Below are 26,998 nucleotides of genomic sequence, written 5' to 3'. Positions count from 1 at the left end.
GGCTGGTTCGCGGCATTTTCCCATTGTGTCGCGCGTCACGATCTACAGCACAACACTCCCCGCTAAACCCCCGGGGAGTGTTTGTGTTTTTTGGGGGAGTTCCGCCGTTAGCTTGCTCGGGTTTGACTTCGCAGGCTATGCTGTCGCCTCTTCGTCGCCCGAATCGGGTAGTCATTTCACTCCACGGCGCTCGCGTCGTCAAAATCAGGAAGTTTTGGCATGGATTATGTGCTGCTTATCGGGGGGCTGGCGCTGCTGATCAAGGGGGCGGACTGGCTTGTTCGTGGGGCGTCGTCGGTGGCGAAGGCGCTGCGGGTCAGCGATCTGGTTATCGGGCTGACGGTGGTCTCTTTTGGCACGTCGCTGCCGGAGCTGGTGATTGGCCTGTTTGCGGGCGCGGAGGGGAATGGGGACCTCTTCATCGGGAATATCATCGGCAGCAATATTGCGAACATTCTTTTGATTCTGGGCATTGCCGCGATGATTTGCCCGCTGCCGGCAAAACGTGGCACGGTCTGGAAGGAGATACCCTTTACGCTGGGGGCGGCGATCTTGTTTTTCGTGCTGCTGAACGACCGTCTTGTCGAGGGGGACGAGGTTTCCCGCCTGGGCCATATCGATGGGCTGGTGCTGTTGGGTTTCTTCTGCGCTTTCATGTACTACGTCGTGCAGCTTGTGAAGGACGACAAGGACAAGGAATGGCTGGAGGAGCCGGCGTCGGACCCGCTGCCGCGGTCGATTGTGGAAATCGTCGTGGGTATTGCGGGTCTCGTCATCGGGGGGCGCCTGTCGGTGACCAGCGCGGAGCAGATTGCCCTGTCGTGGGGGATGAGCCAGGCGTTTATCGGGCTTACGGTGATCGCGATCGGAACGTCGCTTCCGGAGCTTGCGACCTCGGGGATGGCGGCGTACCGAAAGAATGTGGATATTGCCGTGGGGAACGTCGTGGGTTCGAACATATTCAATATTTTCATCGTGGCGGGGCTGACGAGTGTGTTTCACAGCGTGGAATACAACGAAACGAACAATCTCGACATGGGGGTGATGCTGGTGGCGACGTTGTTGCTGTTTGGCTTCATGTTTACGGGGCGGACGCCGCATACGCTGCAACGGCGAGAGGGGGCGGTGCTGGTGGGGCTGTATGTGGTGTATATGGGGTTTCTGGTGTATCGGGGGTGATTTTGGGGGAGGGGGACTGCATCGGGCTGGCGCGGATGCATGAGACAGGAACGCAGGCTTCAGGCCAGCCCGAGGCTGTACCCCGTGAAGAGAGGCGCGGTGAAGTGTGCGCGCACTTGGGGTGGGGTTGACGCTTTCTCTGCCGCGGACAGGACGAAGGGCCGCCGTGGCGGAATGTCCGCGATCAGTTTTGAACCGCGAATGAACGCGAATGGACACGAATAGCGTTGGGATTGCGAGGCTGTATGCATAGCGTCAACGGGCCGTTGGAAAGCACCGCTCACGCTGTCTCAGGCTGGAAGCCCAAGCCACGTTGGCGCGGGTTGAACAGTTGAGGTTGATTGTGGCGGCACGGCGCCTGTGTCGAAAATGGAGCCGTGTGGCGCGGGTTGGGTTGGGGCTTGAAGTGTGGGAATCCGGGGTTGCGATAGCGGGAGTATGGGCTTCTGGGAGCTTGGGCTTACTTCGCCGCGGAATGTCCGCGATCCTTTGTTTGCCGGATCAGGCCATCAGCTCGGGGCGGACGCGGCCGTGGACGTCGGTGAGGCGGTAGTCGCGGCCCTGGTAGTGGAAGGTGAGGCGTTCGTGGTCGAAGCCCATCATGGCCATGAGGGTGGCCTGGAAATCGTGGATGTGGATGGGGTTTTCGGTGATGCGGTAGCCGAGTTCGTCGGTCTGGCCGATCTGGGCGCCGCGGTTGGAACCGCCGCCGGCCATCCAGACGGTGAAGGCGTGGGGATGGTGGTCGCGGCCGAGGAAGGTGCTGCCGTTTCGGGCTTCGTTCATGGCGGTGCGGCCGAATTCGCCGCTCCAGACGACGAGGGTGTCTTCCAGGAGGCCGCGCTGCTTGAGATCGGTGATGAGGGCGGCGATGGGGCGGTCGGACAGGCGGCACTTGAGCGGGAGGTGGGTGACGATATCATCGTTGGGGCTGGTGCCGTGGGTGTCCCAGCCCCAGTCGAAGAGCTGGACGAAGCGGACGCCCTGCTCGATGAGGCGCCGCGCGAGGAGGCAGTTGTTGGCGAAGGAGGTGGCGCCCGGGTCGGAGCCGTAGAGGCGGTGGATGTATTCGGGCTCCGCGGCGATGTCCATGACTTCGGGGACGGAGAGCTGCATGCGGTAGGCGAGCTCGTATTGGGAGATGCGGGTCTGGGTTTCGGGGTCGGCATCCTTTGCGAAATGGAGTTCGTTCAGTTCGTTGAGGGCGTCGAGGCTCCGGCGGCGCATGGCGCGGTCCATGCCGTCGGGATTGGAGACATAGAGGACGGGGTCGCCGGTAGTGCGGCACTGCACGCCCTGGTGCACGGTGGGGAGGAAGCCGCTGCCCCATACGCTCTTGCCGGCGTCGGGCGTCTTGTTGCCCGATACGAGGACGACAAAGCCCGGGAGGTTTTGATTTTCCGTGCCGAGGCCGTAGGTCAGCCAGGAGCCCATGGAGGGGCGACCGAGGCGGGGGGAGCCGGTGTAGAGGAAGAGCTGGGCGGGGGCGTGGTTGAACTGGTCGGTGTGGAGGGAGCGGACCATGCAGAGGTCATCGGAGACGCCCGCGAGGTGGGGCATGAGTTCGGAGACCCAGGCGCCGCTTTCGCCACGCTGCTGAAATTGGTAGGGGGAGCCGAGGATGGACGGGTGGCCGGTGATGAAGGCGAAGCGCTCGTTTTCGAGGAAGTCCTGGGGGCAGGGCTGGCCGTTCAGCTCATTCAGCTTCGGCTTGTAATCGAAGAGGTCGAGCTGGGGCGGGGAGCCGGCCATGTGGAGGTAGATAACGCGCTTGGCGGTGGGCGTGAAATGGGGCCCGCGCGGCTGCCCGTAGGCGGCGCCGGCGGATTCGCCCAGGAGGGCGCCGAGGGCGAGGGCCCCGATGCCGGCGCCGGTGCGCTGGAGGAAGTGGCGGCGGGTGAGCCCGTGCATGTAGTGGAGATAAGGATTCATGGTGGTCACATTCCGTGGCGTTTTTTCCGATGTGGAATAGCCGTTCCGGCTTTCCAGGACAGGCGGGACGCCTATCCTACTCACTTTATCGTTTTGTCAGCACTTCATCGAGGTTCAGCAGTACATTGCCGACGACGGTCCAGGCGGCGAGTTCGGCGTCGTCCTGACCCGGCAGGGCGGGCCCGAGCGGGACCGTGGCCATGGCGAGGGCGCCATCGGCGTTACCGGCGTAGGTGGCGCGGGCGTCTTCATAGAGCCGGCGCACGGTGGCGATTTCGGCGTCCTCCGGCGGGCGGCTTGCGGCGAGCAGGAAGGCGTGGCGGATGCGGCCTTCCAGCGAGGGGTCGGGCGCTTCGCTTATCACGCGGCGCGCCAGGGCCTGCGCGGCTTCGACATAGACCGGGTCGTTCAGGGTGGTGAGGGCCTGGAGCGGGGTGTTGGTGGGAATGCGCCGCAGGGTGCAGACCTCGCGCGAGGGGGCGTCGAAGGTGATCATGGAGGGGTAGGGGGAGGTTCGGCGCCAGTAGGTGTAGAGGCCGCGGCGGTACCGGTCCCCGCCCTCGGAGGTTTTCCACTCGTCGCCGCTGTAGACCACCTGCCAGATGCCCTCGGGCTGCGGGGGCATGACGGAGGGACCGAACAGGTCGTCGCTGAGAAGCCCGCTGGCGGCCAGGGCCTGATCGCGGACCATTTCGGCTTCGAGGCGGAAGCGGGGCCCGCGGGCGAGGAGGCGGTTGTAGGGATCTTTCGCCTGGGTCTCCGGCCGGACGGCGGAGGCCTGGCGGTACGTGGCGGAGGTGACGATGGTGCGGCAGAGCTGCTTCATGGACCAGCCGTTTTCCATGAGATCGACGGCGAGCCAATCGAGCAGGGGCTGGTTGATGGGCAGTTCGCCCTGCTGGCCGAAGTCCTCGGCGGTTTCGACAATGCCGACGCCGAAGAACTGGGTCCAGAAGCGGTTGACGAGTACGCGCGCGGTGAGCGGGTTTTCGCGGTCGACGAGCCAGCGGGCCATGCCGAGGCGGTTGCGCGGGGCGTCGTAGGGGAGGGGATGCAGGAAGGCGGGCGTGCCGGGGAAGACTTCGTCGCCCGGGCTCAGGAAGCTGCCCTTCTCGAAGATATGCGTCGCGCGCTGTTCGCCCGGGGGCAACTCGCGGAGGACGGGGATCTTCGGGACGGCGGCGTTGATCTCGTCGAGACGCGCCTGGAGTTGGGCGCGATCATCGCGGAGCGGGGCGAGTTCCGGAGCGATGTGTTCGCGGTAGTAGGCGAGGATCTGATCCGCCTGATCGGCGGCGCGGCTGGCGGCGGGCGTCCGGGCGATTTTGAGCAGTTCGAGCGGGAGGCCGGTGTAGCCGCTTTCGTAGGAGTAGGCGTAGGCCCCGCCCGCGTTGGTTATCTTGAGGAGGAGGAGGTTGTCGCCGGCGACGAGGTTGAGCGTGACCTCGTCGCTTCCGGGCTCGATGCTGCGGAGGACCTTGTTGCTGTGGACCTCCACGCCGTTGAGCCAGACCTGGATGGCGTCGTTGCTGCCGAGCTTGACGGGGTAGGCGGCGGGCTCGGCGGCCTGGATGGTGCGCCGGAGGTAGGTGATGGCGGTCTGGCCTTCGAGGTTGCGGACCTCGCCGTCGGTCCAGTCCGGGCGGGGAATCCACTCGTAGCCCTCGGGCGCGGCGAGATCGCGCGAGGTAACGTCCAGGCCGCCGTCACTCGCGAAGGCCTGCTCGAAATCGTCTTGCGGGATGGGGCCGAGGGACTGCCAGGCGCCGGGGACGGGGGCGCCGCCGCCTTCGGCCGCGATGCGCTGCTCCCAGGCTTCCTGGGGCTCGTTGCGCGCGGGCAGGGCGGCGCGCATGGCGTCGGCGGCCTGATCCAGGCGCTCGCGGAGAAAATCCATCTCGCGCTGCTGGTCGCGCGTGGGCGCGGGGAGCACGGGGGACTCCTCCGGAAAGAGGTCGGCGTCCTGGGTCTGGTTCAGGAAGGCGTAGAACTGGTAATACTCCTTCTGCGTAATCGGGTCGTACTTGTGGGTATGGCACTGGGCGCAGTTCATGGTCAGTCCCATCCAGGCGGCCATGGTGGTGTCCACGCGATCGAGCACGGCGGCGGTGCGGAATTCCTCGTTGTCCGTGCCGCCTTCGTCGTTGGTCATGGTGTTGCGGTGGAAGGCGGTGGCCAGTTGCTGTTCGAGGGTGGGCTCGGGCAGGAGGTCGCCGGCCATCTGCTCGATGGTGAACTGGTCAAACGGCATGTCCTGGTTGAAGGCCTCGATGACCCAGTCGCGGAAGCGCCACATGTCGCGGTGTCGATCGGCCTCGTAGCCCTTGGTGTCGGCGTAGCGGGCGATGTCGAGCCAGATGCGGGCCCAGCGCTCGCCGAAGCGCGGGGAGGCGAGGAGGTCCTCCACGAGTTTTTCATAGGCGACGGGGCTGGGATCGTTCACGAAGGCCTCGACCGCTTCCGGCGCGGGCGGGAGCCCGGTGAGATCGAGCGAAAGGCGGCGGATGAGCGTGTGGCGGTCGGCCTCCTGCGCGGGGGCGAGGCCGGCGTCGCGCAGGCCCGCCGCGATAAAATGGTCGATGGCGTTGCGGGGCCAGGCCAGGTCGTCGACCGGCGGCAGGGGGGCCTTCTCCGGCTTCACGAAGGACCAGTGGGGCGCGTAGGCCGCGCCCTCGTTCACCCAGCGGCGGAGGAGGTCCACCGTGGCGTCGTCCAGCGCGGGACTGACCTCGGGCGGCGGCATGCGGTCGACTTCGTCGTGCGTTGTGATGCGCGCGAAGAAGCTGCCCTGGCTCGCGTCGCCCGGGACGATGGCCGGGGCGCCGGATTTCAGGGCCATCGTGGCGCCCTCGAAGGTGTCCAGCCGAAGGCCGGCCTGGCGCGCGGCCTCATCGGGGCCGTGGCACTGGAAACACTTGCCCGCGAGCACGGGGCGGACGTCGCGACCGAAGTCGATGGGATCGGCGGGAGCGATCGGAGCGATGGCGGCGGTCCACAGGCTGGCCATGGCCATGAAACGAAAACACTGCATGAAACACTACCTCATGTGAGGGGGGCGCGGCCCGCGCTTCCCCCGAAATGAGGGTACAACATGGATTGCGTGAAAGCAAGAAAAGTTGTGGGTGGGATTTGGGCGGATACGGGACAGCCGGGACGGGCTATCCTGCTTTTCGGCGGGTACAGTCCCCCGCGATTTTGCGGTGGTTTTGGGCGCTTTCGCGGCGTGGGTGGTTTTTGTCGCGGGCTCCAGTCCCCTTGGGGACTGCCTCTGGCTGGCACGTGGGTCAACGTATTGTCCAATGGCGCCAATCCAGCCAGTGGCTGTACCCCCAGAACCTTTCGGCGGGTACAGTCCCCCGCGATTTGGGGGTGGTTTTGGGCGCTTTCGCGGGTTGGGTGGTTCTTGTCGCGGGCTCCAGTCCCCTTGGGGACTGCCTCTGGCTGGCACGTGGGCCAAGGTAATGTCCAATGGCGCCAATCCAGCCGGTGGCTGTACCCCCAAGAGCCCCAGAGCGGATGGGGCTTTACGGCGCGGGGAAACGGTGCTATTATGGACGCCGGGAGAGGTGAACGAGGAGGATGATGCGGATGGGGCTTCGGGTGATCTGGCGCGGACGTATATCAACGGGGCGAACACGATGGAACAGGTAGAAGCGACGCTGGCGGATGTGGGCGGGACGGATCCGGCCGCGGGGGGGTACCGCCATTACGCGCTGGACCACCTCGGTTCCGTGCGCGGGCTGTTCGACGGGTCCAGGGCGGCGGTGGCGTCGGCGGAATACGGCCCCTATGGCGCGGCCTACGCCGCGTCCGGCCCCGCGATGCCCCAGGCCTTCACCGGCAAGCCCTACGACGGCGCGTCGGGGTTGCACTACTTCCCCTACCGGTATTACAGCGCCGCGCAGTTGCGCTGGGTGACGCGCGACCCCATGGAGATGGTCGACGGGCCGAATGTGTATCTGTACGTGGCGGCGTCCCCGGTGAGGCTCACTGATGCTTTGGGATTGGCTTCTGGGGACACCTGTGGCATTCCTGGAACCTACGATTTCATATGGCAAGGCTGGGGATCTCGAGCAAATTTTCGAGGATGCTGTTTTGGCCACGATCTGTGCTATTACCGCTGCGGCGGTCATTTGAATTGTGACCGTATTATGCGTGGTTGTCAGATGGAACAATGCAAGAACTATTATTGGTGGGACTGGAACCGATATGCATGTTTTGGTGTTGTAGAAATAATGCATGGTGTTTTAAGAAGCTCTATCGGACAGGTAGCATACGCCATTTCGTGTATTGCTGGTATCATTGATAGGATTTCCAGGTGACGAAATGAAGGGCTTGAGCCATACTCGTATTCTTTGCGCGTTTCTCCCGATCATAGCCAGCGCTTGTGATCCCCTGGTGGGGGCGCCCTGCGAGGATTCCGTTCCGGCGCTTTCGGAAGTGCGTGTCCCCGCGGAATTTGATGCCTGGCCCAATGATATGGAGGTTGCCGCGGACGGGGGCTACATTCTGGCGGGATACACTGCCGGGCAAGCGCGGCCGCTGTTTGATGATGCGGCATACGAATCGTACCTGCGGAGTCTCGATAGCTTTTTTGTCAAGACGGACAAAAACGGTACAGTCGAATGGACGACAAAGATTGCGGGAAGCGCCACGGGCCAGGCAAGTAGTATTCAGCCGACTATAGACGGCGGCTATGTATATGCGGGTACTATTGGGGCACTGGTTACGGACCCGAAGTCGTTCGAGCCTACGGATATCTCGGTGGGCAAAATAGATTCCAACGGGGAAGCTGTCTGGGAGCGGCTGTTGGATGGCGAGCGGTTTGCTGTTGGGCGGGCTATTTGCGTAAACCCGGATAACAGTTTCGTTGTGGCGGGAACGACAAGGCAAGATGCCGCGTATGATGATGTTCTGGTCATAAAATTTGACGCCGACGGCGGCGAAACCTGGCGCAGGCGGTTGAGTGCGGGATTTAATCTTGGCGTACAGGACATAATTCCAACGGACGATGGAGGCTACGCCATTGCCGGCTACACAGACACGCCTTCGGATGCCGCATACGCGGATGACGTCTATGTCGCCGTGTTGGACGCGAGCGGAAACACGTTGTGGGACTTCCGCGCGGGGAATCATATCGCGTTTGGAGCGTTCCGTTACGGGGAGGGCATCGTACAAACGCGCGATGGTGGCTTTGCGGTCGCTGGGCGCACTTTCGAGGATTTGTTTGTCGTGAAGCTGGACCGTTCGGGTAACTTCCTGTGGGCCGAGAGGGCGCCAGGCGCGCCGCATGCGAGGGGTTACGACATTATTGAGTTGGCTGACGGAAGCCTGGTGGCGGCGGGTGACAGTTTCGCGTACAATTTCCTGGGTATTCCGGCATGCAACCGGATGTATGTGGTCTGTATCGGGGAAAACGGGGGCATACGCTGGGACGAGCGGGTAAGCGAGACCGCCGAGCACGCGTTTGCGCTCGTCGAGGGCAATTCTGGCGAGGTGGTACTCGCTGGACCGGGCGCCAATGGCCTGGTCTATGCGTTCTCACTCGTCACGGTTAATGTGAACAGGTAGCCGTTGGGGGCCTGGGTCCTCGGCGGGTACAGGCCCCTTGGGGACTGCCTCTGGCTGGCAAGCGGCCTAACGTATTGTCCAATGGCGCCAATCCAGCCAGTGGCTGTACCCCCAGAGCCTTTCGGCGGGTACAGTCCCCCGCGATTTGGGGGTGGTTTGGGGCGCTTTCGCGGCGTGGGTGGTTTTTGTCGCGGGCACCAGTCCCCTTGGGGGCGGCGACGGGACAGCCGCGCCGGTTGTTGGTGTTGTGGGTTGGTTGGGCTGGCTTTTGGTGTTGTGCGGGTTGGTGGTACTTGGGGTGGTGTGGCGCCGCAGTCCCTGGGGTGGTTCGGATTGCGTTGCAGTCCGGGGACAGCCTGCAAACGCCTATATTGGATTCCGGGATATGGGGATATGGGGATAGGACCCTGGAGGCGCTATTTGTGATTCTCAAGAAGAATGTGATCGTGTGGGCCGCATCCCTGTGCTTTCTGATGGTCGTGGGCTGTACTCCGGTTTGCCCGGAATCGGAGCCCGCCGCCATGGCGTCTCGCGTGGTGGTTGGCAAGTATACGCGCGTATGGGATTTCGCGGTTGCCGATGATGACGGCGCCGTTATGGCGGGGTCCGCGGATGCTACGCCACTGGTCGACTCGGACTATGTGCTTGATGCATTTGTGGTGAAGGCGAGCGCTTCTGGTCAGATTCAGTGGACGAGGTCCTGGGATTGGGGCGATGAGGACGAATGGACGAGCATTGCTCCCAGCGGCGACGGCGGGTACTACATGGCGGGGGTTACCGGGGCATCGGTCATTTTTCCCGGGTATCTATTGGGCCACACCGATATGATCCTGGCCAAAGTCGATGGCGATGGGCAGGAAGTATGGTCCAAGGTGCTTCGGGGGGCGCGAAAAGTCTCTGTGTGGTCGCTTTGCGTGAATCCGGACGCTTCTTTCACGGTGGCGGGCACGGAAAGTCGCAACGCGCTCTTGGCGAAGTTTGACGCGGATGGCAACGAGCTTTGGCGACGGACATTGGATCAATCCATCACGCTGAGTTGCATTGCGACGCGGGACGGCGGCTACGCGTTCTGCGGCCAGTCGGGGAATGGATATCGCAGTGTCGTCAAGACCGATCCGGAAGGTGCTTCCGAATGGGAATTCAACGATGCGGACACGCCAGCGCAACGTTCCACGAAGGCGGCGGCTCAGGAAATGATTGAAACGTGGGACGACGGCTACGCGGTGGTGGGCATTGATCTGGACGAGAGTATTGGTGGGTACCGGCCGTACGTGTTCAAGCTGGATTCGGCGGGGGCGTTTCAGTGGGACGCGTTTGGTCCGGGTGCGCCGTATGCCTACGGGTATGGTCTGGTTGAGTTGCCGGACGGAGACCTTGTGGCGGGTGGGTATGCGTATTCACTGGGATTCATAGACATCAGAACCATCTGTGACCGGTTCTACGGAGTTCGGTTCAGCGAAAGGGGTGAGCTTCAGTGGTCCGGGCGCTTGGGCGATATTGATGCGCAAGCGTATTCCATGCGCGTGAACAGCGCTGGCCAAGTCGTTTTTGCCGGAACGGAGTTTGATGGTGGCGATGTAATCCACACCGTGACCACGGATGCGGGGGGATGAGGGGGGTGACGGTCTTCTGCGGGTACAGTCCCCCGCGAATTGGGGGTGGTATTGGGCGCTTTCGGGGCGTGGGTGGATTTTGTCGCGGGCTCCAGTCCCCTTGGGGACTGCCTCTGGCTGGCAAGTGGGCCAACGTAATGTCCAATGACGCCAATCCAGCCGGTGGCTGTACCCCCAGAGCCTTTCGGCGGGTACAGGCCCCCGCGATTTAGGGGTGGTGTTGGGCGCTTTCGCGGCTGGGGTGGTGTTTGTCGCGGGCTCCAGTCCCCTTGGTTCAGTCCCCCGCGATTTTGGGGTGGTTTTGGGCGCTTTCGCGGCTTGGGTGGTTTTTGTCGCGGGCTCCAGTCCCCTTGGGGCGTTCCGGTTGATGGGCGTAATCAGCGGGTGTCCTCTGGTTGTTGATAGCGCCCGGGACGCGGAGGAGGTTCGCGAGACGGCGGCAATCCGACTGAATGCCGAACGTCCCCGTTGGCCTTTGCTGGTGGATCGGGGTGTCTGGCGTTACGTTTCTCGGGCGGGAGTGGCTGAGTCGCCGGGATGCATGGCCTCTTCGTGGGGCGTTCTTGCGTTGCGTGGGGCGCGGGGGATGGATTAGGCTGTCGCTTGTGTCTTGGCTGATGTACGGGCGCGCCGCTGTTGAAGGTTGGCGCGGCCGGGAGGAGTGTTACCGTGTGGATGAAATGGATGGTTGGAGCGGGTTGCGTACTGGTGGCGATCGCGGGGTTGGGTCATGGGTCCGCGTGGGGGGCGGAGGAGGCGCTCGTGTATCGCCATTTTGAGGTGGCGGAGGAGGCGGGGGTGATCACCGGGTTGACGCCGGTTCCGGAGGCGTCGCCGCCGGGTTGGGCGCGGGGCGTGTCGCAGGCGCGTCATGACTGGGGCCGGGGGCCGGATCGCGACGCGCCTTTTTTTGCGGGGCCGTCGGTGTTCGTGTTGCCGCCGGCGGCGGGCGCGGAGGAGCCGTTTTACGAGCACAACCACCAGCCGGCGATTACGTGGCTGGAGAACGGGGATCTGCTGGCGATCTGGTATACGACGATGAAGGAGGCGGGCGCGGAGCTGACGGTGATCGCGAGCCGGTTGCGCGCGGGCGCGGAGAACTGGGATCCGTCGAGCGAATTCTTCAAGGCGCCGCGGCGTAACATGCACGGCTCGGCGATCTTCCATGACAGCGACGGGACGGTTTATCATTTCAACGGGATGGGCCCGGACAGCGGCACGGGCTGGGATAATCTCGCGCTGCTCCTGCGTACGAGCCGGGACAACGGCGTCACGTGGTCGGCTCCGCGGGCGATCGGGCCGCGGGTGAAGGGGCGGCACCAGGTTATTGCGGGTACGATCAAGACGCCGGACGGGCTGCTGGTGCAGCCGTGCGACGCGTCGCCCACGAGTGAAGGGGGCACGGCGCTGCACATCAGCCGGGATGGGGGGGCGACGTGGCGGGATCCGGGCGAGGGGCAGCCGGCGCCGGTGTTTGCGGCGGGCGCGACGGGCCGGGGCACGATCGCGGGGATCCACGGTGGCGTGGCGGAGCTGTCCGACGGGCGGTGGATCGCCTTCGGGCGGGGCGACGCGATTGAGGGGCGCCTGGCCAGGAGCATATCGAGCGATTCGGGCGAGACGTGGACCTATTCCGCGAGCCCTTTCCCGCCGATCTGGAGCGGGCAACGTCTTGTGCTGTACCGTTTGAGCGAGGGCCCGCTGCTGCTGGTGTCCTTCACGGATTTCGGGCGGCTGGACCAGGAGCGTACGGGCCTGGAGTTTACGAACGCGCGCGGGGAGACGGCGATGGGCTATGGCATGTACGCGGCCCTTTCCTACGATGACGGGGAGACGTGGCCGGTCCGGAAGCTGGTGACGCCGGGCGGCCCCGCGCAGGCCTTGGAAGGAGGCGCGTGGACGGGGACCTTCACGATGGATGACCACCACGCGGAGCCGCGGGGCTACCTGGCGGCGACGCAGACCCCGGATGGCGTGATCCACCTGATCTCCAGCCGGCTGCACTACCGGTTTAATCGGAAGTGGATTGAGACGCCGCAGCCTTGAGGGCGCTGTCTAAAGATATGCTAACGGCCGGATCTTAATCTGGCTGGGCGGCGCGCCATTTGTCGAGTTGGCGCAAGAAGAGGTCGCGGCTCCACAGGTTGAGGGAGGGCAGTTCGCTGGCTGGCAGGAAGCGCTCGACATCTTTCGCCGCCTGCCCGAGGTCGAGCTGGTCAATGGCTCCGCCGAGTTCCTTTGCGAGCCAATCGATGTTGACCGTTTCGCCTTTGGACGTCCAGGGACCCACTTGTTCCAGCGCGGCGGAGAGGAACGCGTAGTTGACCGGCGTTCCGCGGCCCGTATACCAGAGGAAGTCGAACCAGTCACGGCCTTTGATATACTCGCGGCACAGCAGTGCGTGCAGCTTCCCGGCAAAGAGGGTCGGCATGTCCTGGATGGAGACGGCGGAGAGGAATGGAAAGTCCATGTACTCGAGCGCCACGCCACTGGCCGCGGGCGGGTTGGTGTCAATTTCCAGCTTGATTCGAATCTTCGCGAGGGGACCCTTTCGGAACGCGAATTGAAGTTCCAGAACCTTGCCGAGCGAGTCATCCTTGAGGAAGGCTTTTTTGACGGCCGCATCGGCTTTGGTGCGGTCTACAATTTCGAACCGGTATCCGTAGGCGCGCAGTTCCTGTTCGACGCGGGCCAGGTGATCGCCCCATCGGAATGTGGGATCGGGATCGCGAAGGATGAAGTCCAGATCCTCGGAGAACCGGTTCAGGCCGTGAAAGATGCGGAGACAGGTCCCGCCCTGGAAGAGCGCGTTGGTGAAGAAGTCCCCGCGGCCCAGCGCCGCGAGAATGACTTCTTGCGTAATCTCCCGCAGCGCCTGATCCTCTTCGTCTTCCGATCGGTATTCGCGCGCGTTGAGTCGCTGTTGAATGGCCTGTACGCTCATGCTTGCAGTTCCCGTCGCCAGGCTTGGAGGAAAGCCCGGACTCGCTTGTTCGTGTAGTTTTTTTCAAGTTCCGCCAGGTCTTCGGGTGATGCCCCGAGCAATTCGTCCACTTCGATGCGCAGGCTGCCGGAGGCGCCCTCGATGGTCTCCCACGGTGGATCATGAAGATAAATGTAGTCCGCGAGGGCTTTGGCAGGTGACGCGATAAACGCGGCGTTGCCATTCGCGTCTACATCCCGGTCGACGCCCACATAGAGGACTTTCTGGGGCACCCGTTTGTAATCGAAGCGTCCCAGAGGCGTCTCAAACAGCTTAGCTTTTCCAAGACAGGTACAGGTGCATGTGTAAACCGCCTCGGGAATCCAACCGTGATAGCTCAGGGCGGACTCGAAACTGACATAGCTCGGGCCGTAAATCTGTTGTGCGAGGGTATGGATACGCAGTGGCCGCTTCTGATAGGGTCGAGGAAGGCAGTAGAGCCCCCGCCGAATGCCGAGAATCTCTCCTTTCGCCAGCGCCCGTTTGACGAGGCCGTGGCGACGGTTCGGGGATCCAGATAGCACTGTTGCGACGTCCGATTGCGTAAAAACGGTGGCGCCGCGCCGGAGAAAGTAGTCGGTTACCGTGTTCATAACAAGATTTTACCAGAAACTGTCAAAAAATGACAGTTTCTGGAAAATAAAGTAGGATAGCCGTCCCGGCTGTCCAGACGGGTGGGACGCCCGTCCTACATTGCCCGCAGCCTCCGAGGGAATTGGAGTGAAATCGAAATCATGGCAAAACACCGCATCTATACCATGAGTTTCGCCAGTGTCTATCCCCATTACATCGCCAAGGCGGAGAAAAAGGGACGCACGAAAGCCGAAGTCGACGAAATCATCCGCTGGTTGACCGGATACAGCCAGGCGGCGTTGGGAGCGGTGCTGGAGCGTGGGACGGATTTTGAGACTTTCTTTTCGGAGGCGCCGGGGCCGAATCCCGCGCGTACGCTGATCAGGGGGGTGGTGTGCGGCGTGCGGGTGGAGGCGGTGGAGGAGCCGACGATGCGGGAGATCCGGTATCTGGACAAGCTGATCGATGAGCTGGCGAAGGGGAAGGCGATGGAGAAGATCTTGCGGGGGTGAGGGGGTGGCGGCGCGGGGTGGCCGCGTAAGGATCGCGGACCTTCCTACACGCGGCAGGACACAGAACGGCGTTCAAATGGCATGGTGAACTTGTAAAGAAATCGGAAATTTCGTCATCCCCACGAATGGGGCCGTCGGCTTAACTGGTGCGGACGCCTCAAAACCTACAAGTTTGTGCTGCTGTCTTACAGCGTCATTCCCTGGAAAGGGGCTGTCGATTTAACGCGTGCGGTGAGCACATTTCCTACAATATTGTGCTAACGCCCTACAGCGTCATTCCCGCGAAAGCGGGAATCCAGTGGGACTCGGAGGTTTGTGCGATCGCGTTGCTGGATCCCCGCGTTCGCGGGGATGACGGATCTGCGCATTTCTTTTATAGTGTAGGGTAAATTAAGTAAATCGACAGCCCCGAAAGTGGGGATTCAGAGACGCTGCGTGATGTACTTCACATGTGCACTGGATTCCCACTTTCGTGGGAATGACATTGCATCTTCTATGGTTGCGCCAAATACCCTGCGGTCCTTTCGCAAGTGACGCGCACGCTGCCGCGGACAGGAATATCCGCGATCCTTGAAGCGCTGTCGCCCGGTATGCTTACATCGCAAGAAGACAGCGTGCCGCCAGCGGCCATGGAGTGAAAAAATGACAATGCGATACATCCAATTCGTCATGGCGCTTGCCGCCCTGGTCTGCTTATCCGCCGCACCTGCCGATCGGCCCAATATCCTTTTTGCGATTGCGGATGATGCGTCGTATCCGCATATGGGGGCGTATGGGACGGGGTGGGTGGAGACGCCGGCGTTTGATCGGGTGGCGGCGGAGGGGATTTTGTTCACGCGGGCGTATACGCCGAATGGGAAGTGCGCGCCGTCGCGGTCGTGTGTGTTGACGGGGCGGAACCCGTGGCAGCTGGAGACGGCGGTGAACCATATGGCGCCGTTTCCGGCGCAGTTCATGACGTATGCGGAGGCGCTTGCGGGGGCGGGGTATTTCGTGGGAAAGACGGGGAAGGGGTGGGGTCCGGGGGATCCGGGGATGCGGGATGGGAAGCCGCGCCAGCTGGCGGGGACGCCGTTTGACCGGCGCCGGGCGGAGCCGCCGACGTCGAAGATGGGGGCGACGGATTATGCGGGGAATTTTGAGGATTTTCTGGCGGCGAATGGCGAGGGGAAGCCGTGGTGTTTCTGGTATGGGGCGGTGGAGCCGCACCGGGCGTATGAATATGGTTCGGGGGTGGCGAAGGGGGGTAAGGCGCTGGATTCGATTGATTCGGTTCCGGGGATGTGGCCGGATGACGAGGTAACGCGGAATGACCTGCTGGATTACGCGTTTGAGATCGAGCATTTTGATCGGCACCTGGGCCGGATGCTGGCGTTGCTGGAGTCGCGGGGGGAGCTGGAGAACACGCTGGTGGTGGTGACGGCGGACAATGGGATGCCGTTTCCGCGGGTGAAGGGGCAGGTGTATGGGCCTTCGAATCACATGCCGCTGGCGATCATGTGGCAGGGTGGCATCGCGGCGCCGGGCCGGGTGGAGGAGGCGCTGGTGAATTTCATCGATTTTGCACCGACGTTTCTGGCGGCGGCGGGGGTGGATGCGGGGGCGTCGGGGATGGCGCCGATGACGGGGCGGAGCCTGCTGCCGATCTTTCGCGGGGAGGCCGGGGGCGCGGATTGGCGGAATCATGTTTTGCTGGGGAAGGAGCGGCACGACGTGGGGCGTCCGGGGGACGCGGGGTATCCGGTGCGGGCGTTGCTGGAGGGGGATCTGCTGTATATTCACAATTTCGAGCCGGACCGGTGGCCGTCTGGGAATCCGGAGACGGGGTACTTGAATTGTGACGGGGGGGCAACGAAGACAAGGATTCTGGAGATGCGGCGGGCGGGCCGCGACGGGCCGTATTGGCGGCTGTGTTTCGGGAAGCGTCCGGCGGAGGAGTTGTATGACGTGCGGAAGGATCCGTGGTGCCTGGAGAATCTGATGGCGGATCCGGGGTATGAGGCGCGGGCCGGGGAGATGCGGGGTTTGCTGTTTGGCGCGCTGGCGGCGGAGGGGGATCGGCGTGTTGCGGGAGACGCGGGGTGGTTTGATGGGATTCCGTATACGGATGCGCGGACGGCGGGGTTTTATGAGCGGTATATGGGTGGGGAGGCGTTGAAGGCGGGGTGGGTGGAGGAAGGGGATTTTGAGGCGGGGATGTTGGATTAGGGGGGGAGGTGGCCCTGGCTGCGACGGGACAGCCTTTCACGACGCGTTGTGTCATCCATTAGAGATGAAATACGGCCCCTGAACGTAGGTGCGCTTCTGGAGTCTCGCACGCTCAAGCCTTCGCGGCGGAGCCGCGGAGCTTGAACGTGGCACCCGTGGCTCCCTTTGAAATCACGAGGCGGGTACAGTCCCCCGCGAGTTGGGGGTGGTTTTGGGCGCTTTCGCGGCTTGGGTGGTTTTTGTCGCGGGCTCCAGTCCCCTTATTTCTTGAGGATGCCGCCGCGTCCGCTGCTGATGTAGATGCCCTGGAGGTTCATCTTGAGCTCTTCGGGGTTGTCGGAGTTTGCGTAGGCGTCGGCTTCTTTGATGAGTCCGGCCTTGATGAGTCCGGCGAGGCTCATGTTGAAGGTCTGCATGCCGTCTTCCTTGCCGCCTACGATGGCGGTGGGGATTTGCTTGATGTTGTTCTCGCGGATGAGGGAGGCGATGCCGGGGTTGTTGAACATGAGCTCGATGGCGGGGACGCGGCCCTTGCCGTCGGCGGAGGGGAGCAGGCGCTGTGCGATGCAGGCGCGGATCTGGAGGGCGATCTGGGAGCGGATCTGGTCGTGCATGTTGGAGGGGAACATGTCCATGATGCGGTCGATCGTGAGCATCACGTTGGTGGTGTGGAGGGTGCTGAAGACGAGGTGTCCGGTTTCGGCGGCGGAGATCGCGGCCTGGAAGGTTTCGGCGTCGCGCATTTCGCCGACGAGGATGACGTCGGGGTCTTCGCGCATGGCGGCGCGGAGGGCGCTGTAGAAGTCGCGGGTGTCGATGTTGATCTCGCGCTGGGTGATGATGCTTTTCTTGTTGCTGTGGAGGAATTCGATGGGGTCTTCGAGGGTGACGATGTGGAAGCGGTTTCGCTGGTTGATGTAGTCGACGATGGAAGCGAGGGTGGTGGATTTACCGCTGCCGGTGGTGCCGGTGACGAGCACGAGGCCGCGGTGCATCTCGGCGACCTTGGTCATGGCGGGCGGTAGATTGAGCTCGGTGAAATCGAGGATCTTGCCCTTGACGTGGCGCATGACGACGCCGACGGAGCCGCGCTGTTTGAGGACATTGACGCGGAAGCGCCCGAGTCCGGCCACGCCGTAGGCCAGGTCGGCGTCGCCCTTTTCCTCGAAGGCGGCGAGCTCGCGCTCGTTCATGATTTCGGCGGCGTAGCCCTGGGTGAGGTCGGGGGTGATGGGCTCGGCCTCGATGAAGCGGATTTTGCCGTCCACGCGGATGGCGGGGGGGCTGCCGACGGTGAGGTGGACGTCGGAGGCCCCATTCTTAACCGCGTAGCTCAGTATCTGTTTCAGCGTAAGCATGCCGCGCTCCCTTCTTGCCGTTCAGACGGTGATTGCCTTATCCGGCGGCAGTATAGCAAAGGGTTTCGGGGGGCTCAATAGCACGTGACCGTTACCCAGGGCCAACCCATCGATATGCACATCGTCTTGTCAGGGGTCTGGTGGTCTTCACGTCAACTCGGGTTTGTACCGGAGGGCTGCGGGCGCCAAGCTCAAGCGTTCAAGCCAAACCCGTGCGAGCCATCGCGATGGCCGTGATAGCCGTAGCGATCGACCGAAGTTCGGGCTCCCCGGTCGGCAGGCACGGGCAAGCCCTTGCGGGCTTGACCGTGGCACCCCTGTAGGCTCGCGCGCCCGATAAGAGTCAGTGGTTGCCGATGTCGCGAATTCCGTCGATGATGGCGCGCATGTGGGCATCGGATAGTAGTAGCATGGGCTGGGTGATCCAGACGCCTTCGCTGGCGCAGAGGGCTTCGGTGACGGGGCAGTGACACTGGTTGTAGTCGTGGCGGCCGAGGAATTTCTGAAAGACGGGCTGCTTGTAGAGGGGGATCGGGTAGCCCGCCATGAGGGGGAGGCCGCGTTCCTTGCAGGCGGCGAGGAATGCGTCGCGGTCCATGCCGAATGCGGCGGCGTCGAGCCGGAAGCAGTAGAGATGACAGGCGCGGCGGGTCATTTTCGGGACCGGGGGCTGGGGCGTGACGCCGGGGACGCCGGCCAGGCCCTCGTCGAGCAGGGCGGCGTTTGCGGCGCGGCGGTTGAGCTGGTCCGGGGCGCGTTCGAGTTGGGCCAGGAGGAGGGCGGCTCCGAATTCGGTGATGCGGGCGTTGGTGCCGAGGTTAATGTGGTGGTACCAGGGGGCTCCCTCCTCGCGGCCGCAGTTGATGATGCTGTGGCATCGCTCGATGAAGGATTCATCGTTGGAGACAAGCACGCCGCCTTCGCCGGCGGTGATGTTTTTCGATTCCTGGAAGCTGAAGGCTCCGCAGCGCCCGATTGTGCCGGCGCCGCGCCCTTCCCAGGCGCTGCCCCAGGCGTGGCAGGCGTCTTCGATGAGTTCGAGGCCGCGGCTTCTCGCGAGATCGGCGAGGGCGTCGATGTTGGCCATGGCGCCGCCGAAGTGGACGGGCATGATGGCGCGCGTGCGCGGGGTGATGGCGGCTTCGGCGGCGGCGGGATCCATACACCAGGAGGCGTCGACATCGGCGAAGACTGGGGTGGCGCCGACACGGAGGACGGCGGTGGCGGTTGCGACGAAGGTGTAGGGCGGAACGATCACTTCATCGCCGGGGCCGATATCGAGGGCTTCCAGGGCGACTTCGAGTGCGGTGGTGCCGCTGGTGCAGGCGGCGGCGTATTCGGCTCCCTGAAATTGGGCGTAGGCGGCTTCGAAGGCGCGTGTTTCCTCGCCATTGAACCATTTGCGGCGGGTGAGAACGCGTTGGAGGGCGGCTTCTTCGGCATGGTCGAAAACGGGCCAGGGGAATTGGAAGTCCATGGTTTGCTCCGTGGGAATACTGAGAAATCTGCTAATGGCGGGTATATTTGGAACTAGAAATAGTTCTGGGCGCTCCGGAGATCGTGTGATAGACTAATCGATGGAGCGAAGCGGGTGCAAGCAGTCACCGGGGTTTCGCATTGATTCCAGGTAGTGCGCATGCCGCCGGATTCAGCGGGTTTCCGCGCGGCTATCGATCGGCGATAACCGAGAGGAGACCTCGTCTATGCACACGATTGGCGACATCATCAAACCCCGAGACATTTACTGGGTAAACGCGAGCGACACGGTCCGGCAGACGGTGCATTATCTTTGCGAGCGGAAAACGGGTGCGGTTGCGGTCAAGGAGGATGATCGGGTGGTGGGCATCTTCTCGGAGCGCGATCTGATGCACCGGGTGGTGAATGCGTCGCTGGACATTGACGCAACGCTTGTTCGGGAGGTGATGAGCCCGGATCCGATGACGATTCAAATCGATGACGAATTGGGTCATGCGAAGATTGTGATGTTCCAGTGCGGTGTCCGGCATCTGGTGGTGGTGGGGCGCGGGGAGGTGTTCAAGGGGCTGGTCTCGATGCGGGATCTGCTCGAAGCGGACATGGCGGAGTCTTCCGAATTGATCGAGAAGCTGAACGACGCGTATTACGAGAAAGCGTACCGCAGCCGCTGGCGGATGTCGTCGAACCGGGTTATTGTGGAGCATTACACGCCGCAGTAACCGGTATTGTCTAATCCTGCGCGCCCCCGGCCGCTTTGCGCGGATCCGGGGGCGCGTTTTTCATTGAATTCGGGGGATTGCGGTCGTTTTTGCGGTGTTCAGGTTGCAAAGATAGCGGGAAAATGGCCATACTTAACAGGCCTGCGCCGCGGCGTGGCGCGCCGCCCTTCCGGGATGACGCATGGGCCCGTTTGCGGGCCGATTTGTCCGGGCGCATCGCGCCGCCTCCCATTCCTACGTATCCTCCCTTTTTTCGGGCAGGTGCGCATGGGGCGCGTATTTACGACAACAACACCAGCTGGCTCCGCCCGCAAGGGGCGTGAGCGTGGAGACGATAGCATGGCCGTGATGCATCCGGGCGAGACCGCGTATTTTGGCGGGGCGTATATTCCGGTCGCCGACGCGAAATTGAGTGTAATGACCCATGCCTTCAACTATGGCACGGCGCTTTTTGAGGGGATTCGGGGCTATTACAGCCAGGAAGAAGAGAACCTGTTTATCTTCCGCTTGAAGGAACATATCGACCGTTTTGTCCGGAATTTCAACATCCTGTGCATGGAGATTCCGGAGGATGCGGCGAAGATTGAGGAGATATGTCTGGAGGTGGCGCGGAGGTGCAATCTTCGCGAAGACATTTACCTGCGCCCGATCTGTTACAAGAGCCAGCTTTCGCTGGGTCCGGCGGTCCGCGGGGTGGAGAGCGCGCTGTGCTGCTACCTGATCACGCTGGGCGATTACGTGGACACGAATGACGGGCTGGATGTGGCGGTTTCTTCGTGGCGCCGGCTTTCGGACAATGCGATTCCGACGCGCGCGAAGACGACGGGCAGCTATATCAACTCGGCGCTTGCGGCTTCGGAGGCAAAGCAGGCGGGCTTCCACGAGGCGGTGTTTTTGCGTGAGGATGGCACGGTTGCGGAGGGGAGCGCGATGAACCTGTTTATCGTGCAGGAGGGGCGGCTGATCACGCCGCCGCCAAACGCGGATATTCTGGTGGGGATTACGCGGAACACGATCATGCAGCTTGCGCGGGAGCAGCTGTCGATGGAGGTGGTGGAGCGCCCGATAGCGCGGACGGAGCTGTATGTGAGTGATGAGGCGTTTTTCTGCGGGACGGGGGCGCAGGTGGCGCCGGTGCGATCGGTTGACCGGCGTCTGCTGGGCACGGGTAAGCCGGGTCCGATAACGCGGGAGTTGCAGGATTTGTATTTCAATGTGGTGCAGGGGAAGGTGGATGCGTACCGGCATTGGTGTACGCCGGTTTGGTGACGGGGGCGGGGCGCCGCTCGTGTGGTGTTGGCGGGGTTGAGAACGACGGGACAGCCGCGCCGGTTGTGAGTGTTGTGGGTGGGTTGGGCTCACTTTGAGTCGTGCGCGGGCTGCCGGTGTTTTGGGTGATGGGGCGCCGCAGTCCCTGGTGGCGGGCTCCAGTCCCCTTGGTTTGGGGCGCTTTCGCGGCTTGGGTGGATTTTGTCGCGGGCTCCAGTCCCCTTGGGGCTGCGACGGGACAGCCGCGCCGGTTGTCGGTGCAGTGGGATGGTTGGGCTCGCTTTTGGGGTTGCGCGGGCTGTTGGTAGCTGGGGTGATGGGGCGCCGCAGTCCCTGCGTGGCGGGCTCCGGTCCCCTTTTTAGAATTCTGGGGGGTAGATGGGGCCGGTGGCGCCGTAGGGGGCGCGGGTCTGGAGGGCGCGATCGACTTCTTCGGGGGTGAGGTGTTTTACGGCGCCGAGTTGGCGGGCGGCGAGGAGTACGCAGGCGGCGTGCTCGATTTTTTCGAGTTTGAAGTAGGCGGCTTCCAGGGAGGTTCCGACGGTTACGGCGCCGTGGCGATCGAGCATGACGCCGTCGCATTGGCGTATGAGGGGCCGGACGACTTCGTTGCCTTCGGGGGTGCCGGGGGTGGCGTAGGCGGTGACGGGGATGCCGCCGAGGGCGGCGACGAGCTCGGGAAGGACGGGTTGGGCGAGGGAGACGCCGGCGAGGGTAAATGCGGTGGCGGTTGGCGGGTGGGCGTGCACGACGGCGTTGATGTCGGGCCGCTCTTCGTAGCAGGCGAGGTGGGTGGGGAACTCGGAGGTTACCTTTCCCGGCCCATCGACTTTCTTTCCGGATGCGTCGGCGATAATGAGGGATTCCGGGGTCATGAAGCCTTTGGAGACGCCGCTGGGGGTGCATAGAAAGCCATCGGCGCCGGGGAGGCGCACGCTGATGTTGCCGTCGGTTCCGCCGACGTAGTTGCGGGCGTACATGCGGCGTCCGATCTCGCAGATCAGGGCGCGGAGGGTTGCTTCATCGGGCATTTTGGGACTCCTGAGCGAGGTTCTTGATGGTTTTCGGGCCGGTCACCCAGAGCCACCAGACGTGCTCCAGGACGGCGCTGAGGCGGTCGTAGGTGACGACGCGTGCGGGGGCGAAGGCGTCGGCCCAGGCGTCGCGCTGCTCTCCGCTGTCGCATCCGGTGAGGTAGACGAGTTTGAGGCCGGGGTGTTTTGGGGCGTTGCGGAAGTCTTCGGGGAGGAGCCATTCGTGTTTGAGCATGAGGCCGCGCTTCGTGCCGTGGGATCCGACGAAGACGAGTTTTCCGTGGGCGATCGCGTTTGTGATGGCGTCGCGCGAAATGGGCTGGAGCACGGGGGCCTCGGGGCCGTAGATTTGGCGTGCGGCCCGGGCCATGGGATAGAAGCCGAGGGCGAAAATCCAGCGGGGGAAGACGCCGTTGTCCTCGTAGATCATATAGACGTCGCCGGCTGTGCGATCCGGGGGGACCAGGCTGCCGGCGTGCAGGGCGAGCGGGATTGCGAGGACGCCGAGGGCCATGAGAGCGAGGGTTAGGGCGCTGGCGAGCCGGAGGAGCGCGTTCCTTCTTGCGATCCATTGCACGAGGGGCATGGGGCGCGCCGCGCCGAGGAGGGCCATACCGAGGGCGAATAGCCAGAAGACGAGCCAGGCGAGGAAGAGTTTGCGCAGAAACCCCAGGACGTACGCGTCCAGCCCGAGGGACTCGTAGGGCTCCCGGTGGAAGACGAGGGCGTAGGAGAGCAGGGCGACGGCGGCGGAAAACAGGGCGGAAAGGAAGAAGAGGACGAGGGCGAGGGCGGCGGCCTGGCGGGCGTGATGGAGGAGGAAGGGGCTGCGCTGGCGGGGGGCGCCGCGCATCAGGAATGGGAATGCGCCGGCGTAGGACAGGGCGGCGCAAGCGCGCTGGATCCAGGGTATGGAACGTTGGTTGGTCACTCGGTATTAATCGCCCTATCCGGTGGGGAGTGAGACGCCGGGATCGCCCCGGCGCCAGGGCGCGGGCGTGCGTCAGGCCGGTATGGTAGCAGAGCGGCCGGCGGGGTGGCGAATTGCGGGTCTCGCGGGGGGGCGCAAATCCGGAATTTCATTGATAGCTTTGAATTCGAAGCTTTCTATGTTAGATTGTACAACATGAATCGCCGGGTTTACGGTTCTCCGGTGGGTTATGGCGGGCCGTGAAGCGCTTCACCTCGCGGTGGGGCGGTGGTTGAAATGCAGGCTGGGTCGCCGGGGCGCCGGCAGGGTGACCAGCCTTGGACTTGTTGTCGGCAGGTGAGCGCGAACAATAAGGAGCGGAGCGGCGTGGCGGACGAAACGAGGCGGCATAACGAGCCGGAAGAGGAAATGCGGCAGTGCCCCACATGCCGCATGAAGGTGAGCGTGTGGGCGACGAAGTGCCACTATTGCGGGGAGGAAGTGGGGCGGCCCCGCAAGGAGGAGCTGAAGCTCACTATCAAGGATCTTGGCGGTGGGCAGCGGACGACGTACGCGCCGTCGGGCAATGTGACGGGAGCGCTGGAGTCGTTTCGCGTGGAGGAAGCGTCGCAGGCGGAGGCGTTTCAGGCGAGCCGGCGCAAGCGAAGCCTTCTGGACCGGTTGCTCGGGAGGCGGACGCCGCCGCCGCCACCGGAGAAGTCCACCGCGACGGGCCTGGGGGATCTGGATGAGTACAGCAAGAACCTGAGCGCGTCGCTTCTCGAGGACCTTCCCGTGGGATCGTCGTCGATGAGCATCTCCCGATCGCAGCTTCCCTCCCCGGCGCGGCCGGTGTTTTTGGAGCGTTTGATCCAGGTTTCGCTTGTATTGATTGTGTTGGTTGTGTTGTATTTCGCCGGCGGGTATGTGTGGGGCAAGGCGGGGGCGTATCTGGCGGAACGCAACCGAGTCGAGGAATATGTGTATCAGAACCGCGCGCGCGAGATGCTGGCGTCCGGGGAGGAGGCGATCGCGGCGTTCGAGGAGGCGATGACCGCGCAGCGCTATAACAATACGCTGGAGAATCGCGAGATAGCGGAGGAATTGCGCGCGCTGGTCTTGAAGGAGGTGGATGGCCTTCTCAAGCGGAGCCCCTGGAGCAGCCGCGATCACGAACGGGCCTACCAGATCATGCAACGGGCGGTGAATGTGGACACGCACAGCACGGTGCAGTCGAAATTCGACCGGGTTACGCGCGAGATCGGCATGTTTAAATTCGTGTTGAAATCGGTTGATCCGAGCGGGGAGAAGGCGACATTCCGCCTGAACAATCCGGATTTTCCGGAGAGAGAGCAGACGGTGGAAGTGGCGGACCGGCTGATGGACCGCTTTATCGTGGTCCGGATATCGTCGCGCGACGTGGACTTGAACGACGTTGATGGCCGAAAGCTCACGGTGCCGCTGAACGACGGGGTCCGTTCGCGTTATTAGCCGGGGGAACCGGATGTGCTATGATGGCGCCCGTGTTGGGTTTCGCGGCGGGACGTATCCGTTTTCCGGGACGCCGCCGCCTGTTCGCCCTCCGTTCCGGCGGGCGCACCATTTAGCGACAGAAGAAGGATAGACTGCATGCGTTGGGTGACTGGATTGTTGATTCTCGGGATGGTGACCATGAGTTCGTGCGCGACGGTGCGCGGCTGGCGCGGCGGCGAGCGTGACGGTTCCGCCGCCGAGACGAGCGCCACCGAGGCGTTGGACACGTCGGTTTCCGAGCAGGAATCCCAGGCGCAGCTGAGGCGGCTTGTGGATGAGTACATCGCGCGTGCGGAAGCGGATCGCAAGAGCAATCCGGACCGGATCCTCCGGCGCCGCCCGTACTTTTTCCGGGAGTACAGCGAGTATCCGGGCCGTGCGGCGGACGCGGAGATCGAGATGACGGCCCAGGATTCTCGAACGTCGCCCTTTGTTGCCGATGTTCGCCTGGAGCGGGTCCGTTACGCGACGCGCTACCACAAGAGCCGCGACGCGGCGCGCCTTGACGAGAACTTTCTGCGCGATACGGGTACGGAGACGCTGAACTACGAACTCCGGAACGGCCGGTGGACGCGTGTGGGGAGTTTCTTCCTCGCGGAGGCGACCGAGGAACGGGTTGGGGGCGAATGGACGCCAGTCCAGCGCGTATTGCAGCGCGATATTGCGGTGGCGGAGCCGGAGCAAGGTTGGTTTGGCCGTACCTGGTCTCGTATTACCGGCCGCTGAGGCCGCATCCCGCGCGCGCGGTTATTTCGAGGCGCGCGGCAGTTGGAAGGAGGGCGCATGAAGTGCGCGGACACCGCCCCCGGCGGTGCGGCCTGTTGCGGGCTGGAATGGCCCCGGCTGGCGGCGTGGCTGCTGGTGGCCGGGTCGTTTGTGTATGTGCTTACGGCGCTGCACGCGGTGGTGCTGGGCGATTCCGCCGCGAGCCGCCTGGCTACGGTGATGAGCCTGGTGCACGAGGGGACGTGGTACATCGATCGCCCCGGCGGCGCGGAACCGAACCCGTTCGAGCAGCGCACGATTGACAAAGTGGAGGTGGACGGCCGGATCCTTTCCACAAAGCCGCCGGTGCTTCCGCTGGCGATGACCGCGGAGTATGCGGTTCTTCACGCGCTGCTCGGGTGGGACCTGCGCGACCCCGCGTATTGGAAGCCCGTGTTGCAGTTCATGATCGTGACGCTGTGCATTGTGCCCTACGCGATCGGGTGCGTTTTTTTTCTCTGGCTGCTCGAGTTGCTTATCGCGGATCCGCGGCAGCGCCTGATCCCGCTTGCGGCGTTGCTTTTCGGAACGCAGCTTCCCGGCTTTGCGACGCAGCTGAACAATCACACGCCCGCGATTGCGGCGCTGATCGCGGCGCTGTATTTCACGGTTGGCATCTGGAGCGGGCGGCTTGCTCCGTCGCGGCCGCGCCTTGTTGGATTCGGGGTGGCCGCGGCGCTTGTGTTTACGCTGGACATGCCGCTAACGCTGTTTGTTGGGGTGGCGGGGCTGGGGCTGATCTGGAAGCATCCGGTTCGGGCGGCGATCTGGGGCGGGGCGGGCATGTTGCCGATACTCGCGGTTCATTTCGGCGCGATGCTGTATGTAACAGGGAGCCCGCTTCCGATTCAGATGCACAAGGCGTGGTACCTGTTCGAGTCGAGCGCGTGGCGCAATCCGGGGGGCATTGACGCGCTGAACGAGCCTTGGGGGACCTACCTTTTCCACTCGACGTTTGGCCGGTATGGGATCTTCCTGCTGTATCCGGCGCTGCTGGCGGGGCCGGTCGCGCTGGTGTGCTGCGCGTGGCGGCGGGAATACGCGGCGGCGCGGGCGGGCTATGCTGCCGCGGCGCTTTCGATCGCCGTGCTGTACGCGTACTACGTGAAGAGCACGAACAATTACGGCGGGGCGGCGTATGGTTTCCGCTGGGGTATGGGATCGATGCCGCTGCTGGTGCTGATGGGCATCCCGGTGTTTCAGCGCATTCGCCGCCCGTGGGCATGGGGCCTGTTCGCGCTGGCCATGGGTGTCTCGGCCTATAGCGCGTGGGAGTGCTATCGCGCGCCCTGGGGGGACAGCCACGAATGGACCTGCCGCCTGCTGTTCGGGCCGCCGTATCTCAAGCCGGGGGGCTGACGGA

20 protein-coding genes are annotated in these 26,998 nt (G+C 63.5%); 12 read left to right on the top strand and 8 right to left on the bottom strand.

Translation table 11 applies throughout. The features are described from left to right. Positions 1-219 precede the first annotated feature (219 nt). The gene (locus KF886_09545) at positions 220-1,179 is read left to right on the top strand and encodes a calcium/sodium antiporter (protein MBX3177593.1); all 960 of its coding nucleotides are present in this window, start codon (positions 220-222) and stop codon (positions 1,177-1,179) included. A 501-nt stretch (positions 1,180-1,680) separates the two neighbouring features. On the opposite strand, the gene KF886_09540 is transcribed toward KF886_09545, so the two are convergent. Together KF886_09540 and KF886_09535 are read right to left on the bottom strand one after the other, a co-directional pair. Continuing rightward, positions 1,681-3,111, bottom strand: a complete 1,431-nt coding sequence (locus KF886_09540) for a DUF1501 domain-containing protein (protein ID MBX3177592.1) — start codon at positions 3,109-3,111, stop codon at positions 1,681-1,683. 85 nt (positions 3,112-3,196) lie between these two features. Further along, on the bottom strand, positions 3,197-6,142 hold the full coding sequence (locus KF886_09535) for a PSD1 domain-containing protein (GenBank protein ID MBX3177591.1): 2,946 nt from the start codon (positions 6,140-6,142) through the stop codon (positions 3,197-3,199). Between the two features lie 535 nt (positions 6,143-6,677). On the opposite strand from KF886_09535, the gene KF886_09530 reads away from it, so the two are divergent. From KF886_09530 to KF886_09515, 4 genes are all read left to right on the top strand, one after another. Further along, complete coding sequence (locus tag KF886_09530; protein ID MBX3177590.1) at positions 6,678-7,433, top strand: hypothetical protein; 756 nt, start codon at positions 6,678-6,680, stop codon at positions 7,431-7,433. A gap of 4 nt (positions 7,434-7,437) precedes the next feature. Further along, the gene (locus tag KF886_09525) at positions 7,438-8,682 is read left to right on the top strand and encodes a hypothetical protein (protein ID MBX3177589.1); all 1,245 of its coding nucleotides are present in this window, start codon (positions 7,438-7,440) and stop codon (positions 8,680-8,682) included. Between the two features lie 422 nt (positions 8,683-9,104). After that, positions 9,105-10,295, top strand: coding sequence for a hypothetical protein (locus KF886_09520; protein ID MBX3177588.1), 1,191 nt, complete (start codon positions 9,105-9,107; stop codon positions 10,293-10,295). Positions 10,296-10,979: 684 nt separating this feature from the next. Further along, positions 10,980-12,341, top strand: coding sequence for an exo-alpha-sialidase (locus tag KF886_09515; GenBank protein MBX3177587.1), 1,362 nt, complete (start codon positions 10,980-10,982; stop codon positions 12,339-12,341). Positions 12,342-12,375: 34 nt separating this feature from the next. On the opposite strand, the gene KF886_09510 is transcribed toward KF886_09515, so the two are convergent. Next, entirely contained in the window at positions 12,376-13,239 is an 864-nt protein-coding gene (locus tag KF886_09510; protein MBX3177586.1) for a nucleotidyl transferase AbiEii/AbiGii toxin family protein, read from the bottom strand. Continuing rightward, the gene (locus KF886_09505; GenBank protein ID MBX3177585.1) at positions 13,236-13,871 is read right to left on the bottom strand and encodes a hypothetical protein; all 636 of its coding nucleotides are present in this window, start codon (positions 13,869-13,871) and stop codon (positions 13,236-13,238) included. Before KF886_09505 ends, KF886_09510 begins: the two co-directional genes overlap by 4 nt. A gap of 141 nt (positions 13,872-14,012) precedes the next feature. Here KF886_09505 and KF886_09500 point away from each other — a divergent pair, with 141 nt between their 5' ends. Both KF886_09500 and KF886_09495 read left to right on the top strand, forming a co-directional pair. Beyond that, complete coding sequence (locus KF886_09500) at positions 14,013-14,363, top strand: DUF2200 domain-containing protein (protein MBX3177584.1); 351 nt, start codon at positions 14,013-14,015, stop codon at positions 14,361-14,363. Between the two features lie 648 nt (positions 14,364-15,011). Further along, the gene (locus tag KF886_09495; protein ID MBX3177583.1) at positions 15,012-16,571 is read left to right on the top strand and encodes a sulfatase; all 1,560 of its coding nucleotides are present in this window, start codon (positions 15,012-15,014) and stop codon (positions 16,569-16,571) included. 260 nt (positions 16,572-16,831) lie between these two features. On the opposite strand, the gene KF886_09490 is transcribed toward KF886_09495, so the two are convergent. Together KF886_09490 and KF886_09485 are read right to left on the bottom strand one after the other, a co-directional pair. After that, on the bottom strand, positions 16,832-17,929 hold the full coding sequence (locus KF886_09490; protein ID MBX3177582.1) for a type IV pilus twitching motility protein PilT: 1,098 nt from the start codon (positions 17,927-17,929) through the stop codon (positions 16,832-16,834). 343 nt (positions 17,930-18,272) lie between these two features. Continuing rightward, positions 18,273-19,406, bottom strand: a complete 1,134-nt coding sequence (locus KF886_09485; GenBank protein ID MBX3177581.1) for a DegT/DnrJ/EryC1/StrS family aminotransferase — start codon at positions 19,404-19,406, stop codon at positions 18,273-18,275. A 226-nt stretch (positions 19,407-19,632) separates the two neighbouring features. On the opposite strand from KF886_09485, the gene KF886_09480 reads away from it, so the two are divergent. Further along, complete coding sequence (locus tag KF886_09480; GenBank protein ID MBX3177580.1) at positions 19,633-20,124, top strand: CBS domain-containing protein; 492 nt, start codon at positions 19,633-19,635, stop codon at positions 20,122-20,124. Between the two features lie 339 nt (positions 20,125-20,463). Beyond that, on the top strand, positions 20,464-21,393 hold the full coding sequence (locus KF886_09475) for a branched-chain amino acid transaminase (GenBank protein ID MBX3177579.1): 930 nt from the start codon (positions 20,464-20,466) through the stop codon (positions 21,391-21,393). A gap of 359 nt (positions 21,394-21,752) precedes the next feature. Here KF886_09475 and KF886_09470 read toward each other — a convergent pair whose 3' ends face one another. Further along, complete coding sequence (locus tag KF886_09470) at positions 21,753-22,424, bottom strand: class II aldolase/adducin family protein (GenBank protein MBX3177578.1); 672 nt, start codon at positions 22,422-22,424, stop codon at positions 21,753-21,755. Then, positions 22,414-23,358, bottom strand: a complete 945-nt coding sequence (locus KF886_09465; protein MBX3177577.1) for a hypothetical protein — start codon at positions 23,356-23,358, stop codon at positions 22,414-22,416. The genes KF886_09470 and KF886_09465 overlap by 11 nt, the downstream gene beginning before the upstream one ends. 366 nt (positions 23,359-23,724) lie before the next feature. Between KF886_09465 and KF886_09460 the strand changes: the two genes are divergently transcribed. The 3 genes from KF886_09460 to KF886_09450 all read left to right on the top strand — a co-directional run bounded on the left by KF886_09460 (position 23,725) and on the right by KF886_09450 (position 26,994). Then, positions 23,725-24,828: a hypothetical protein gene (locus tag KF886_09460; protein ID MBX3177576.1), complete on the top strand. Its 1,104-nt coding sequence runs from the start codon at positions 23,725-23,727 to the stop codon at positions 24,826-24,828. Positions 24,829-24,966: 138 nt separating this feature from the next. Beyond that, on the top strand, positions 24,967-25,596 hold the full coding sequence (locus tag KF886_09455) for a hypothetical protein (protein ID MBX3177575.1): 630 nt from the start codon (positions 24,967-24,969) through the stop codon (positions 25,594-25,596). Between the two features lie 57 nt (positions 25,597-25,653). Then, the gene (locus tag KF886_09450) at positions 25,654-26,994 is read left to right on the top strand and encodes a hypothetical protein (GenBank protein MBX3177574.1); all 1,341 of its coding nucleotides are present in this window, start codon (positions 25,654-25,656) and stop codon (positions 26,992-26,994) included. The last annotated feature ends 4 nt before the right edge of the window (positions 26,995-26,998 follow it).

It is taken from the genome of Candidatus Hydrogenedentota bacterium, assembly GCA_019637335.1.
GTDB lineage: Bacteria > Hydrogenedentota > Hydrogenedentia > Hydrogenedentales > JAEUWI01 > JAEUWI01.
Note: the sequence above shows the minus strand (reverse complement) of the source record. Positions and strands in the feature narration are given on the sequence as shown.